The following is a 15,186-nucleotide window of genomic DNA, read 5'->3' on the forward strand; positions in this document are numbered from 1 at the left end:
GCTAACTTTTGTCAGCCTTTCTGTAGCTACCTTGATAATCAAACAACTTTTCAGAAACCTGCCAACCAAACTTCTTGTGTAATTTAGCAATCACGAAATCCGGTGCAATCAAATCTGTATCTATCACTTCTTCAGCTGACTGCCATTTTGCAGGTGCCGACGTAGATTTTCGCCGCTTTGCAAATTGCTGGTGGAATATAAATAGACTCTTTTGATTAGAAAAGTCATAGACTTCACTACAACTTGCCCCATCCTCATCAAAGTAAGTAATTTTTAATTTATTGCCACTGAGCACTTCGCCACATAGTCCGCTGCAGCGCAGCACCATTGCATGTTTTAAATTCAGTGCTGCACGCAACTTATCATCTGGGTCTGCCATTATTCCGCCGCACTGATGGCATTGCCTTGCAGCAATATCATTTTCTGCACCGCATTGCTCACACTCTTTAAACTTAAAACGATAATCACATTGCTGCGAGTGACCTTCATCGTCTTCAAGCAATCCCTGACAGCGCCTACCAAAATGCTCAATAAGCTTGCCTTGCTCGTCTACCTTGCCCCAGAAAATATTGGCAAAGCCACAACCTGGACATAACACCTGTACGGGCTCATTGTCTGAGTTTGGCTTTTTACTGCCCACTTCAGGTGCAAATAAATCAAAGTCGTTGCCTGCATAATCAATGACAAAACAGTCTTCTTTGTTTTCGTCTAACCTAAGTCCTCTGCCTACAATCTGCTGATAGAGGCTCACGGACTCCGTGGGTCTCAAGATAGCGATAACATCAACATGGGGCGCGTCAAACCCGGTAGTCAGCACAGAAACATTAACCAAATACTTAATTTCTCTATTTTTGAACTGGACGATAAGTGCATCTCTCACGGCAGATTTGGTTTCACCCGTGATCAGCGCACTATATTGCGTGGGTAAATAGCCAAGAATTTCTTTTGCATGCATAACCGTCGCGGCAAAAATCATTACTCCCGCCCTATTTTCACTGAGCGCCAATAAATGAGTGATAATGCTCTTTGTTGCACGGGTTTGTGCTTGTAATAATGTATTCATATCAGATTCTGAATAACGTCCAAATGAATCTGTACTTAAACTAGAAAAATCATAATTCTCAACGGCAGGATCAATTTTATTAGGCGGCGTCAGATACGAATTTTTTATCATATATCTAAGTGGTAATTCGTAAATACACTGCTTAAATGGTGATTCAGCTTTTCCTCTAACAAAACCGTGATAATGCTTATGATATATCCACCCCATCCCCAATCGATAAGGCGTTGCTGTTAAGCCCAGTAACTTTAGTTCAGGATTAAACTGAGCCAGTTGGTTTAAAATTTGCTGATACTGACTATTATCTTCCCCACTCACTCGGTGACATTCGTCAATGATAACTAATGAATAAAATTGATTGAGTTGTGATAAGTTTCGAGACAATGACTGCACACTGGCAAAAGTCACCTGGTGCTGTAACGACTTTTCTTTTAATCCAGCAGAAAATATACTCGCTTGTAATCCATAGCTTTTATATTTTTGTGCATTTTGCTCTACGAGCTCTTTAACATGAGTCAATACTAATATTTTGTGCTTCGCAAGTCGTGCAAGCTCAGCAATCACGAGACTCTTTCCGGCGCCTGTAGGTAACACAATGACAGCTGACTCGCTTGATTTGCGAAAGTGATTCAGCGTATTTTGTACCGCTTCTTGTTGGTAAGGTCTTAAAACGTAAATAAGCACCTCAGGATATAAATAATTAAGTCAAAAAAGGCGTATCCATAAGATACGCCTTTTATTTAGGCTATTTTAAAAAGCTGTTCAATACCGAACAACCTTCATAATAAAGTATTGTTAGATTAGATAATCATCTAGGTTAACACCTTGGAATACTTTAGGTGTTTTACCACGGCCAGTCCACTCAATTACTTCACCGTCTTTTTCAATACGGTATTTTGCTTTTACTTTAGAACGACGGTCAGCTGGCGTAGAGCCTACTAAATCATCAAGCGTAAGTCCTTTTTCTTTCAGCATAGCCAATACTTCTTCTTTAGCCTGCTGTTGTTCCTTTTGCTCGTCCAGTGCTTTTTGAATAAGCTCTAATGCTTTTTCCAAATCACCGTAGCTTGCATTTTTAATAAAAGACTTGATCTCACGCATTGATACTCTCTCAATTAAGCTTAGTTTTAATATTTATATTGAATACTATATTAAAATTAATAAAAAACAAATTGTATTCTATGAATTTTAATTTTGTTACTAAAAAAGCGCCATAATGGCGCTTTTTAGTTAGAATTAAGAAGATTTAATTACATTTTGTTTAAATCTTATTCAACTTTCCAATCAATTGTCGACCCAGCTTTAATTGGCACGACCGTCCCTTCACCTAATTTATATGTATCAGGCACTTGCCATGGAGACTTAGTCAGCGTAATGGTATCCGTATTGCGCGGTAAGTCATAAAAGTCCGGACCAAAGTGACTCGCAAAACCTTCTAACTTATCAAGCGCATTCGCATCTTCAAATGCCTCTGCATATAGCTCAATTGCGGCATGTGCAGTGTATGCACCGGCACAGCCACATGCAGCTTCTTTTTTATCTTTCGCATGAGGGGCTGAGTCTGTGCCCAAGAAGAATTTTTTACTTCCGCTTGTCGCCGCTTCAATTAACGCCTGTTGATGCGTATTACGCTTTAAGATAGGCAAGCAATAATAGTGAGGACGAATGCCACCAGCCAACATATGATTGCGGTTATAAAGCAAATGATGAGCTGTGATAGTTGCAGCAACGTTGTCAGGCGCTTGATTAACAAAATCAACTGCGTCTTTTGTTGTGATATGTTCGAGTACAATTTTTAACGTCGGGAAGTTATCAACGACTTTGGCTAGTTTCGTCTCAAGGAATACTTTTTCTCTATCAAAAATATCAATAGAAGAGTCCGTCACTTCACCGTGCACGAGTAGTAACATGCCAACTTCTTGCATCGCTTCGAGCGCTGGATATACATTTTCAATATCCGTTACACCCGATGCTGAGTTTGTCGTTGCACCGGCTGGATACAACTTAGCAGCAACAATATGACCAGTTGCTTTCGCTTTTTTGATTTCTTCAGGAGTCGTGTTATCCGTAAGATATAACACCATTAGAGGCTGAAAGTTACCTTGAGGATTAGCGGCCATAATGCGGTCACGATAAGCCAAAGCAGTCTCTGTGCAAGTTGCTGGTGGTACAAGGTTTGGCATGATAATCGCGCGGCCCATGTAGCGACTAATATCTCTTACCGTGTCGACCAAGACATCACCATCACGTAGGTGTACATGCCAATCATCTGGTCGTGTAATCGTTAGCGTTTGTTTGCTCGTCATTGCTCTCTTCCACTGCTGAATTTGCCCGATCATAGGCTGCACATGGGTGTTAGTAAAGTTTTTCAGGCCAACCGCAGATTATTTCATTTTGTAAGTTTACTTTTAGCTCGTTTTCATTTTTCACAATATTGGTAAATATGTACAATTTAAGTTAACTTAGTAGCATCTTTTCATGAGAAATATGTATGCTATCTGAGAACCAAAAATTAGAATCAAAAACTGAGCAGCTTAGCATCATTAACCAGTTTTCTTCCTCGCTGCTGCATCTAACCAAACTTGACGAATTATTTGAATACGTTACAACACAGGTCGTTAATCGACTGGGGTTTGTAGATTGTGTTATCTATCTCGCTGATCCTTATCAAGAGTATCTAGAAGTCGCTGCGAGTATGGGCGTTTCCCATGCTAATGGGGATTATCGTGTTGAACAAACTAAGATAAAAATTGGTTCAGGTATTACCGGGCAAGTCGCAACGACTAGAGAGCCCTTTATTTCTGGAAACGTCGCCGCTCATCCTATGTATATTGCAGATTTACGTCCAGCGATGTCAGAGCTTTGTGTACCACTTGAGTATGACGACCACTTAATCGGTGTGATTGACTGTGAGCATCCAGAGGCTGATTATTTTACCTCCGCGCATTTACAAATATTATCGACGGTCGCACATCTGCTCAGTGCCAAAATCCATCAGTTACGCACCTTAGAAAACCTCCAAACCACGATTGCCCAGTTACACCAAGCACAGAATTTAGAAAAGTCCCTGCTTAAAATTGCGAATATTACTTACCGCTTTGAGAACCTTGAAGCTTTTTATGATGACTTATATAAAATCATTGCCTCTCAGCTTTGCGCCGAGAATTTCTTTATCGGCCTTTATGATACTCAACAGGATATTTTAGAAATCGATTATTTGATTGAGGGAGGCGAAAAATGTAATGCACACCAAAAAGTATCAAAAGATCAGATTAAGCATACTGCATCCTACTATATTCTGAAGAATCAACGACCACTGCTGTGTGATAACGATCAATTTAGAATGCATATCACGCGGGGGGACTTTAAAATGGTGGGTCGCTCGCCACGCTCTTGGTTAGGCGTACCATTTTTGGTTAATGATCAATATCAGGGCGTGATTGTGCTGCAAAGCTACAATAACGACCAAGCTTTCGTGAATCATGATTTATCTATTTTGACTTATATAAGTCGTCAAGTCAGCATGGCCATAGACCGGCAGCTTTCAAGGCAGGCGCTAGAACATCGAGCCTTGCACGACGATTTAACGGGCCTTGCCAATCGTTATTTATTATTAGAGCGGATCAAACATGCCATTTTGAGACTAGCGCGAGTGGAGTCCTCTAATTTGCACTGCCTGATCTATCTCGATTTAGACAGATTTAAAAGCATTAATGACTCACTTGGCCACGATGTTGGCGACCATTTCTTGATTGCTATTGTCGAGATGATAAATGGCTGTATTCGCAAAACCGATACCTTTGCACGGCTCGGGGGTGATGAGTTTGCGATTTTTATGGAAAATGTCCAAGACAGGCAACAAGTCACTCTGCTGCTTGATAGGATCACCACGGCTATAACCAAGCCCCTTCATATAGATGGTCATGTTCTGCAAGCGTCTGGCAGTATTGGCGTTGCGTTCACTGATAACGAGTCCGATAGCGCAATTAATTTACTTCAGCAAGCAGATGCCGCCATGTACGAAGCAAAATCTTCGGGTCGGGGTCAAGTCTGCTATTTTAATAATGCCATGCGCAAGCGCCTGAAACAGCAAGCCGATATTGAAAATGATCTGCAACATGGCATAAAAAACAATGAATTTGCGCTGTATTATCAACCGATATTTTCTCTCACGACTGGCGCTATTGTGAGCTTTGAAGCCCTTGTCCGTTGGTTTCACCCCAAAAACGGGCTCGTTTCTCCAGATGCTTTTATTCCAATTGCAGAGCAAACCGGACAGATCATTGAGCTTGACTTACATTTGTTGGAATTAGCAGCCAAACAACTCAAACGCTGGAAAGCGCAAAAGCTGCCGAAGACTCGTGTTACGGTAAATGTTTCGTCGCGACATTTCGCAAGCTTAGAGTTCGTTGATACGATCCAGCAACTTTATCATCATTATGAGCTTGCACCTGGCTCTTTATGTTTGGAAATCACAGAATCTGGATTGATAGCAAACCTCGCCCTCGCAACCAAAATTATTCAAGGATTAGAATCCCTTGGAGTGAAGCTTTATCTTGACGACTTTGGTACTGGTTACTCTGCTTTAGGTTATTTGCACCAGCTCCCCATTCATGTGCTTAAAATTGATAAGAGCTTTATTGACCAACTAACTGAAAGAGAAAACCCGCTAGTTGATGCGATTTTGAAACTTGCACAATCACTTAACCTAACCGTTGTCGCTGAAGGTATCGAGCTCGAAACCCAGTGGCAGCTATTAAAGCAAAAAGGCTGTCAGTTTGGTCAAGGCTATATTGTTTCTAAACCATTAGCCGCAGATCAAGCGATGGCATTTTTACTGAGTAGAAACTAGGGCCTGTTGATCTTTCAAGTTTGTTTTTGCAGCAGTTTGATTGGTATTTATACAAGACAGAGCCAGCGTAGCATAGTCATTCTATGTAAGTCTGGCGATAAAGACTTTGTGCTCCTGCAAAGTCACCTTACCCCACATCCTTGTGGGGCTACACAGAAGAAATGCTAATCAAGCGCTGCCCTTTGGGTTCATCTGAGTGCGCTTTGTTCATTGTTGCTCAACTTTTGCCTAGATTACTAGGCGGCAAGTCGAGCGTCGCGACCAAAACACACTCAGAAGAACAAAAATCAAACAGCAAAGGTCAACAGGCCCTAGCAAATACCTCATTGTTTATAAACAGTGAGGTATTTAGACTGGTTTAGATTAACTTTCCCCTAATTCGCTTCTAAGCTCCTTAGTTGCTGTCACCATATTCTCAAGTGCAGCTCGGGTTTCTGGCCATGCTCGGGTTTTTAGCCCACAATCTGGATTCACCCATAATCTTTCTACCGGGATTTTCTTCGCTGCTTTGTGAATTAAATCTTTTATCCATGCCACCTCAGGGACGTTTGGCGTGTGAATATCATAAACACCAGGTCCGATGTCATTGGGGTAGTCAAAATCTTCAAAGGCGTCAAGTAAGGTCATATTTGAACGTGACGTTTCAATTGTGATCACGTCCGCATCCATATCCGCTATGGCGGCGATAATATCGTTAAACTCCGAATAACACATATGCGTATGGATCTGTGTTTCGTCATTCACACCACTTGCAGATACCCTAAACGCATACGCCGCCCACGCTAAGTAGGTTTGCCACTGACTGGCTTTGAGTGGCATCCCCTCTCTAAATGCAGGTTCATCGATTTGGATCACCTTAATCCCTGCATTTTGCAAATCTACCACTTCATCTCTCAGTGCTAATGCGATTTGATTCGCGATGCTCTGCTTGTCTAAGTCATCTCTGACAAACGACCAAAATAAAATAGTCACAGGTCCTGTTAGCATGCCCTTCATCGGTTTTTTGGTTAAGCTCTGTGCATAACTCGTCCAATTAACTGTCATTGGTGCCGCACGCGAGACATCACCCCAGATCACAGGGGGCTTAACACAGCGCGAACCATAACTTTGCACCCAACCAAACTGAGTAAAGGCAAAACCTTCGAGTAATTCACCAAAGTACTCAACCATATCATTGCGCTCTGCTTCGCCATGAACCAGCACATCTAAGTTAAGCGCTTCTTGTTCTTCAACGGCATAACGGATCTCCGCTTCCATCTGGCTTTGATAAGCATCAACACTCAACGTACCCGCTTTATAATCACGTCGTGCCTTACGGATCGCTTGGGTTTGTGGGAAAGAGCCTATCGTTGTGGTTGGCAATAAGGGTAAATTTAGCGACTGTGCTTGTTTTTTAATTCTGGTTGCGAATTCACTATTGCGTTGACCGTCTTTTGCTGTAAGCGTTGAAACACGCTGCTGCACCTCATTATTATTCACCCGAGTAGAGGTCAAACGCGCTTTTACAGGCTTAGAATATTCGACCAACTGGGTAATATCACGCTGCTCCAATGCATTTTTCAATAATGCCAGCTCTTGCCCTTTTTGTTTGGCAAATGCGAGCCAAGACTTTAACTCACTGTCAAGCTTTTGCTCTTGATCTAAGTCGACTGGCGTATGTAATAATGAGCATGAAGGAGCAAGCCAGAGATTATTACCACGACGTTCATGAACCAGAGCAAGTTGCTGATATACACCTTCAAGATCCGAGCGCCAAATGTTACGACCATTCACAACCCCGAGAGACAGTACGCTATCCTTTCCAACTACTTTCTCTAACGCAGCCAAGTCGTAGTTTGCCGTTACGCAGTCAAAATGTACGCCTTCTACAGGGTAAGACCGGATATCTTCAACATGCGCTTGTACGGAGTCAAAATAACTGGCCAACAACACTTTTACTCCTTGGCCGCTCAACGCATCAAAACTCCGGCGCAGCGCGTTGCGATAAGCATCATCGATTTCCAATGCTAAAATAGGTTCATCAATTTGTACCCACTCAACGCCTTGCTCAGCAAGCTTGCCGAGTACCTGCTGATATACAATCAATAACTTATCTAATAAAGCCAATTTATCGAACTCTTGACCAACGCATTTAGCTAAGTAGAGATAGGTTACCGGGCCGATCAATACGGGCTTTGCTTGGTAGCCAAGTAATTGTGCTTCTTCTACTTGAGTAAACAACTCCGTCCAAGTTAGGGAAAATTCCTGCGTTTGAGTTAACTCGGGGACGATGTAATGATAATTGGTGTTGAACCATTTCGTCATTTCACTTGCAGCACACGCACAGCCGCTAGGTGCTCGCCCTCTGCCAATCCGAAACAAAGTATCGAGATTTACCGACTCATCATTTTTATGACGACTAGGAATAGCGCCGACAAGCAATGAAATATTCAACACGTGATCATACCAAGCAAAATCGCCTACAGGGAGAAGGTCAACACCAGCGTCAGCTTGCAATGCCCAGTTTTCTGCACGAATGCGTTTTCCTTCCGCGATTAATTCGACTTGTGTTAAGTCGCCTGACCAATAGCGTTCTACTGCAAATTTAAGTTCACGCTTTTTGCCTACGCGTGGAAAACCCAAGTTATGTGTTAATGCCATGATTTTAATTCCGTCTAGATGTATGGATGTCCAAAATATAATTCTCATGATCAAAAACAACAATTGATGCTTTCTCAGATTTCATATGAATAAAATTAAATTGTAATTTTTTGCAAAATTTTTACAGAAGTAGTGACAACGCTGTCATTTTTAGTGTTATAGTGGATTTGTGAATTTTTGAACAATTCACCGTAGGTATTTAGACGTCTAGACATTGATAATAACTAAATAGAATCGTAATATTGAGTAATGCTGAGATTTGCTCACTTCAAATATGAGAATTGTTGATAATGATTGATATAAAGCACCTAAAGACTATCTCCACCTTGAAAGAAACTGGTTCTCTTGTGAATACAGCACGAGAGCTATTCCTGACTCAATCAGCTTTATCACATCAGATCAAAGATCTTGAGAGCAAACTTGACTGCCAACTCTTTGAGCGCAAAACGCAGCCGGTACGTTTTACCCCTCAAGGGATGTTATTATTGGAACTTGCCAACGATGTTTTACCTAAAGTTGAAGCAACAAAGTGTCGTTTGAAGGAAAGCCTTAATCAGCCTATCTCGCAACTCAGATTAAGCGTGGAATGTCATGCCTGTTTTCACTGGTTGCTGCCAACAATTAAAGAATTCAATACCTTTTGGCCTGACATTAAAGTCGATTACGAACGTGGCTTTAGCTACGACGCAATTCCTGACCTTATTGAAGATGAGCTGGACTTAGTACTTACCTCAGACATTCGCGAACCAGAGCAACTGGAATACGCACACCTATTTGACTTTAAGTTAAAGTTAATCGTTGCACCAGATCACGAATTGGCCAAGAAGGCCTATGTCACAGCACTCGACCTAAAAGATGAAACCATCATTTCTTACCCTATTCCTCGCGAGCGTCAAGACATATTTAAGCATTTTATTCAAAATGCACGCTTTGACGGTACGCTAAAAACCGTCGATCAAGGTTTATTAATCTTCCAACTGGTAAGTGCAGGCATGGGGGTTGCGGCATTACCAGACTGGTTAGTGACACCTTATGAGAGCCAAGGGCTAATTAAATCGATTCCTCTAGGCGCACTTGGGCTAAATCGTCCAATGTATTTAGCAATGAAGAAAAGCATGAAAGATAACCCTGTTTATCGTCATTTCCTCAATACTTGCCGAAAAACCACTGCAAGATAGATGACTGGGCTCTTTTTTGAGCCCTAACTGTTAGACATTTCTACAACTCCCATCTCATGCTAGCATTGCGTTAGGCTTATCTTAATCTAGGGCATGTTTAAATGTTTGAAGTCAAAAAGGTTATCGGTCAACTTCTGATGCCGTTACCGTTATCTTTGGTTGCACTTATGGGGCTCATGTTTTTTATCGCCAAAACACGCAAAGGGCCGTATATCGCAAGCTGGTTCGTCTTACTCACGACATGGGCGTTATCGACTCCTTATGTCGCACAACATATTATTGAGTGGGATACAGGCACTCTCGCCGCATTCAATCCAAGCAAGCACAACAATATAGATAAAATCGTGGTACTTGGCTGTGATTTATACCCAGATAAATCTCTCCCCAGCAACGCCCAACTTGGCAGCTGCGGTCTAGCCAGACTAGTTGAAGGCGTAAGACTTGCTAATATTTACCCAAAGGCTCAGCTGTATGTCTCTGGTTACGGCTATGGCCATGCAACAAGCGCGGGACTCATGGCAAGAACCGCACAGAGCCTAGGTATTTCCGCTACACGTATTAAGCAAAACCCCAATGCCAAAGACACCGCGGACGAAGCAAAAATGCTAGCACCTTTACTAGTCGATTATGACGTCGCATTGGTCACATCGGCTTCGCACATACAGCGAGCAAAAAACCTATTTGAAGCACAAGGCATAGAAGTGTTCGCTGCACCGACGGAGTTTTATAACTTCAAGCAATACCCACCGAGCAGACAATTTATTCCAAACCATAAGGCCTTAGAAGTAGTCACTCGGATTTGGCATGAACAGCTTGGAAGTATGTGGATCACGATCCGTCGTGTTATTGACCCTGAGGCACTTTAAGCGCCGAAAAAGACACCAAAATCAGGCTAAAGTTCGATAAATTAGCGCTGAAAAACGTAAAAAATTGAAAATTTGCGCAAATATGGGTATAAATAGAGTTTAATCTTAACCCGCGTATCCGCGTACAACACGACTAGGATCTACGATGAGTAAACTAGATAAAACTGAAGTACTAAGCGCTTTCGAAGCTGCGTACGAAGCTGCACATGGCAAAAAGCCTGAGATCACTGCAAAGCCAGGTTGGTATAGCATCGATGGTGGCAAAAACATGCGTCTTGCTGAGGTAGCCGAATTAACCGAAGAGCTAACTTCAGGGTCAGCTGTAGCAAGTGATAAAACGCAGGCGCCTGCCAAAAAAGCGAAAACGACTAAGAAAGCGCCTAAGGCTGCAGCTGTAAAATCAGCGAGCTTTACTATCGTTACAGAAAACGAAGAAGGCTTCAAAGCGGAAGAACAGTGGATTGCTGAACTAGCAGCAAAAGATCACGACTGCCGCTTACCTCGTGGTGTTGTTTAATCACAGTTTCATGAGTGAAGAAACCTCGCAGCTGCGAGGTTTTTTTTGGTCTGCAGCAATCACGACCCCCCCCGATGCTTCAGGCATAAATTGAGCAGAGCGGCGCTCCAAAACAAGATAATCAAGCAAGTGAGTGACACCCAGCTTACTAAAAAAGTAAATGAAGCAGTCGGTAACTCCGGCCACTTTCCTGCCATACCATAACCCGCAATAGTGTGTTGCGCGTAAAAGCAAATACATAAGAGCAATCCGAAACCCAACACTAGTGATACCACGACACCTCGGCATTCATCTTTGCGACGCAATTTAAATTGCCGCTTAATATACATGTAAGTACCACTGAGAACCAAAAATGAAAGTACAATCCCAAATATAAACCACAGTATTTTCCCCCATATCCCTACAAAGTTGCCAAAATGTAGGGGGTCCGCGGTATCGGATAAGCGCCAATACAGCCCTTGGCTCGATGCCGTTTGGCTATAAACAACTTCCCCCGTGTAAGGGTTAACATAGATCTTGTTTGCCCTATCCCGAACTATCCAATCCTGCGATTGCCCTTCAGCATAAAAATAACCTCCAGAATAGCGAATGGCTTTCACCTCAAGGTCAGGCCTCGCCGCTTTTACTATTGCGAATAATTCCACAACCGACAATTGTGGTTTATCCTGTCGCGGCAGTTCGGCCAAAGGATTAACGGCAAAATCCCCAACATCAGTAAAAGCTGTTTTACCATCGACCATATCCATGCGAACAAACTCAAATAGATACCAGATACTCGTGAGCGAAATAACAACCGCAAGCCATAAGCCCCACGCCCCACTTATTTTATGCACACTTGCCATCTTGGCACGTGCATCCCCGCTAAACGTAAATGCAAATAACTTTTTCCACCAGCCGCGATATACATAATGCGCACTCACGGTCGAAATACACAACGGAACTGCAAAGATAAGCACAAGATAGTATGAAATGATGCTGTCAAATACGCCGAAAAAATGCATATGGAAATCACGAAAAAAACGCTGAATATTAAAAAAACTACTTTCACCTAGGATAATTCCTGAATACGGATCGACATAAACATGTTGCCATGGACTATCAGGCATTCGCATCACGATGTCATGCGCAAAATAAGTATCAGGACCTGTAAAGGCAATCCCTATTCGGGCGTCAGGATACGCCTTTTGTACCATCTCGTAAGCTGCTGCTAAGCTTATGTTTGATTGGCCCTCTACTGCCCTCACCTGGTCGTTGAATAGCCAATCTAGTTCGTGGGCAATACTCGCAAACGCGCCAGTCCAACATATTATGAACAGCAACACCCCAAACCACACGCCACTCAAACTATGCCAGTTGAACCATTGTTTTGCCGTCATGGACCACCTAATAGCGAAGACATAAAACGACTTCACTTCCTTGCCTTGTATTAATATTCAAACATAGATAAGCCCTGTGACAGCGCTATCCAACCTAATTGACACCCAATCTAACAATCAGAACCTAACAAATCTGAGATTCGAGTAAGCCATTATTTTGGCAATAATTCATTTTTTGCATTACCCCTTATGGTAACAAAAAGAATTATCATTTAGAATTGAAAATAATTTCTGTTTTCAGTTAGAACTATTCAAGAGCTTGGTTCAATCTCAGAAAAATAGCTCCTACATTTCATAGGAACTTTCATCTTTATCTCTTGTGACGAAAAAACAATTTAGGAAAGGAAACACCCATGCAAACCAAAGCGCATCAATCTACAGCACTAGCTCTGATGTTATCACTCCTTTATTTTTCTCCAAATGCGGCAGCAAAAGCCGAGCGCGACAATATTGAACGGATCAGTGTTGTAGGCAAGCCAATCAAGCGTAACTCGGGTCCCACAGGACTTGACCTTACCATTAAAGAAACCCCCCAGTCTGTTACCGTGTTAAGCCACGATTACATAGAAGACTTCGAACTGAATGATCTTGAGGACATCATGGTACAGGCAACAGGCATCTCAAGATACAAATTTGGAGCGGGTGATAATACTGAGTTTACTTCTCGTGGGTATCTCGTCAATGCATTGGTTAAAGATGGCTTACCGACCTCAATTGCTGGACCACAAGAGAGTCGCTTAGACACTATTGTCTATGACAGAGTAGAGGTTCTTCGGGGCGCTGCGGGGTTAATGGCGGGTGCAGGACAACCATCGGCAACATTAAATGTCATCACAAAACAACCAGACCGAGGTGGATTTGTTGAAGTTGGTGCCGAGATTGGCTCTTGGAATAAAGTGCGTACACACATAGATGCAACAGGCTCCCTAACGAAAGATGAAGCATTGGCCGGACGAGTTATTCTTGCCTATGAGGAAAGAGATAGCTTTGTCGACAAAGAAAATAGTAATAAGATCGTTGCATACACCCAATTGCATCATTATTTCTCCGAAGATACCGAAGCCTCGTTTAGTGTTCATTACCAAGACAATGAACTGACACTATCACCCTGGGGATTACCAATTTTTTACTCTGATGGTAGTTCCGTTGAAATAGACAAGAAAACAAATTTATCTTCACCAGACAGTTACAACGGCAATACCCACCAAAGTTACCATTTAAAATTATCTCACCAAATCAATTTAGATTGGGAGCTTAACTTTGGCGCACAATACAGCAAAACAGAAGCTGACATTACTTTAACCTACTTTAGTGGAAACCCAGACAAAGAAACAGGCCTTGGCCTTCAAGGCGGTGACAGACGCTGGATTGAAACAGTTGATGGGACTAATTTCATTTTGGGACTGGTTGGTCGGTTTGAATTATTTGACCGCGCACATCAGGTAAATATCACCTATTTAAATGCAGATTTTGAGTCCACTGACGATCGCTTCGAAGAACTCGATGAAAACGCGAGAACAATATTTTATCCACTTCAATCGATTAATAACCTTCATCCGGCCGCTCATTTAACCGCGACAGATAAGCAATTCATTGGCTATTGGGACAAAACGACGAAAGAACAGAGCATTGCCCTTAGCAGTAAGTTAACGTTAACGGATGCCCTTCACGCCATTCTTGGTGTCAAATTTTTTGATTATGAACGTACCAATGAGCGTGACTTTGCTTGGAGCGGGTTCTCAAGCGATAAAGGTGAAGAAACCGGTGAGAGCTTATACTTGGGACTGGTTTATGATCTCAATGACCAGATCAGCACGTATGCAAGTTATACCGATGCTTATGAGCCGCAACTGGATAAAGTGGATGCCAATTTAAATCAATTAGCACCAATCACCGCCCAGAACTTAGAAGTCGGCATCAAAACCACACTTTGGGATGACAAACTACGTCTAAACGTCGCTTACTTTGATAGTTTAAAAGAGGACTTCGGTGTTGTTATTCCCGAATATGCAGACGAAAGACCTGCTAGGTATCGACCTGTTGATGGTGCTGAAGCCGATGGATTTGAAGTTGAATTAGAAGCAAAGCTGACAGATGATTGGCAAGTAAACCTTGGGTACAGTGATTTTGATGTTGTCGATGAGCATGGCGAAGATATTAATTTGTATGCGCCAAGACAAACGCTCAATGCAAGCACCAGGTATACTTATGGGGCTTGGCGTTTAGGCCTAAATGCAACTTGGGATACGGACAGAAAAGTCGATATTTTAAACGTCCCGGGTGTTGACCTTGGACTTCCAGCAGGTGGTCGTCGGGGCGCAGTGCGCGCAGAGCAAGATAGCCAGCTTTTGCTAAATGCGCACGTCAAATATCAATTCTCTAGCCAGCTGAGCGTTAAACTGAATATCAGTAATCTCACAGATGAAAGCTATTACGATACATACGGTTTCGTGCCGAAAAAGTACAGCGAGCCTAGAGCATACAATTTAAGTATGGAATATCTGTTTTAACGTAAAGCACTATGCAAATGCTGTGGCGTGATAGGGTTAACAATTCCTTTAAAACTTAGCCGCCACAGAAAAATGCCTAAAATATAGTGCGGGCTTCTGACTAGAAACCCGCTCTTTCCTATCCCATATCAAGCAGCTTAACCGTGTTTTCTAGCTTTAGAGCAGAACATCTCAAGTTAATTACCAA

The 15,186-nt window shown here is 42.4% G+C and carries 11 protein-coding genes; 6 read left to right on the top strand and 5 right to left on the bottom strand.

Annotated features, from left to right (window positions below; genetic code table 11):
* Window position 1: 1 nt before the first annotated feature.
* The 3 genes from CTT31_RS12480 to pyrC form a co-directional block, all read right to left on the bottom strand.
* Window positions 2-1,744 (bottom strand): DEAD/DEAH box helicase family protein, encoded by a 1,743-nt coding sequence (locus CTT31_RS12480; protein ID WP_260491364.1) that lies wholly within the window; start codon window positions 1,742-1,744, stop codon window positions 2-4.
* A gap of 111 nt (window positions 1,745-1,855) precedes the next feature.
* Window positions 1,856-2,161 (bottom strand): H-NS histone family protein, encoded by a 306-nt coding sequence (locus CTT31_RS12485; RefSeq protein WP_039496899.1) that lies wholly within the window; start codon window positions 2,159-2,161, stop codon window positions 1,856-1,858.
* A 167-nt stretch (window positions 2,162-2,328) separates the two neighbouring features.
* Window positions 2,329-3,366, bottom strand: coding sequence for a dihydroorotase (gene pyrC / locus CTT31_RS12490; RefSeq protein ID WP_130163700.1), 1,038 nt, complete (start codon window positions 3,364-3,366; stop codon window positions 2,329-2,331).
* Between the two features lie 185 nt (window positions 3,367-3,551).
* Here pyrC and CTT31_RS12495 point away from each other — a divergent pair, with 185 nt between their 5' ends.
* Both CTT31_RS12495 and CTT31_RS23565 read left to right on the top strand, forming a co-directional pair.
* A complete protein-coding gene (locus CTT31_RS12495; RefSeq protein ID WP_260491365.1) occupies window positions 3,552-5,912 on the top strand; it encodes a bifunctional diguanylate cyclase/phosphodiesterase in 2,361 nt (786 codons plus the stop codon).
* A 161-nt stretch (window positions 5,913-6,073) separates the two neighbouring features.
* Entirely contained in the window at window positions 6,074-6,274 is a 201-nt protein-coding gene (locus CTT31_RS23565; protein ID WP_312026952.1) for a hypothetical protein, read from the top strand.
* Window position 6,275: 1 nt separating this feature from the next.
* On the opposite strand, the gene metE is transcribed toward CTT31_RS23565, so the two are convergent.
* Window positions 6,276-8,552 (bottom strand): 5-methyltetrahydropteroyltriglutamate--homocysteine S-methyltransferase, encoded by a 2,277-nt coding sequence (metE, locus tag CTT31_RS12500; RefSeq protein WP_370649617.1) that lies wholly within the window; start codon window positions 8,550-8,552, stop codon window positions 6,276-6,278.
* A gap of 290 nt (window positions 8,553-8,842) precedes the next feature.
* Here metE and CTT31_RS12505 point away from each other — a divergent pair, with 290 nt between their 5' ends.
* The 3 genes from CTT31_RS12505 to CTT31_RS12515 all read left to right on the top strand — a co-directional run bounded on the left by CTT31_RS12505 (window position 8,843) and on the right by CTT31_RS12515 (window position 11,113).
* A complete protein-coding gene (locus CTT31_RS12505; protein WP_010370874.1) occupies window positions 8,843-9,730 on the top strand; it encodes a LysR substrate-binding domain-containing protein in 888 nt (295 codons plus the stop codon).
* A 101-nt stretch (window positions 9,731-9,831) separates the two neighbouring features.
* Window positions 9,832-10,596 (top strand): YdcF family protein, encoded by a 765-nt coding sequence (locus CTT31_RS12510; protein ID WP_260491366.1) that lies wholly within the window; start codon window positions 9,832-9,834, stop codon window positions 10,594-10,596.
* 145 nt (window positions 10,597-10,741) lie between these two features.
* Window positions 10,742-11,113, top strand: coding sequence for a hypothetical protein (locus tag CTT31_RS12515; protein ID WP_069020194.1), 372 nt, complete (start codon window positions 10,742-10,744; stop codon window positions 11,111-11,113).
* A gap of 59 nt (window positions 11,114-11,172) precedes the next feature.
* Here CTT31_RS12515 and CTT31_RS12520 read toward each other — a convergent pair whose 3' ends face one another.
* Complete coding sequence (locus tag CTT31_RS12520) at window positions 11,173-12,489, bottom strand: PepSY-associated TM helix domain-containing protein (RefSeq protein ID WP_260491367.1); 1,317 nt, start codon at window positions 12,487-12,489, stop codon at window positions 11,173-11,175.
* 353 nt (window positions 12,490-12,842) lie between these two features.
* On the opposite strand from CTT31_RS12520, the gene CTT31_RS12525 reads away from it, so the two are divergent.
* Complete coding sequence (locus CTT31_RS12525) at window positions 12,843-14,999, top strand: TonB-dependent siderophore receptor (protein ID WP_260491368.1); 2,157 nt, start codon at window positions 12,843-12,845, stop codon at window positions 14,997-14,999.
* Window positions 15,000-15,186: the final 187 nt, after the last annotated feature.

Origin of the sequence: Pseudoalteromonas maricaloris (assembly GCF_024746855.1) — a bacterium.
Lineage (GTDB): Bacteria > Pseudomonadota > Gammaproteobacteria > Enterobacterales > Alteromonadaceae > Pseudoalteromonas > Pseudoalteromonas maricaloris.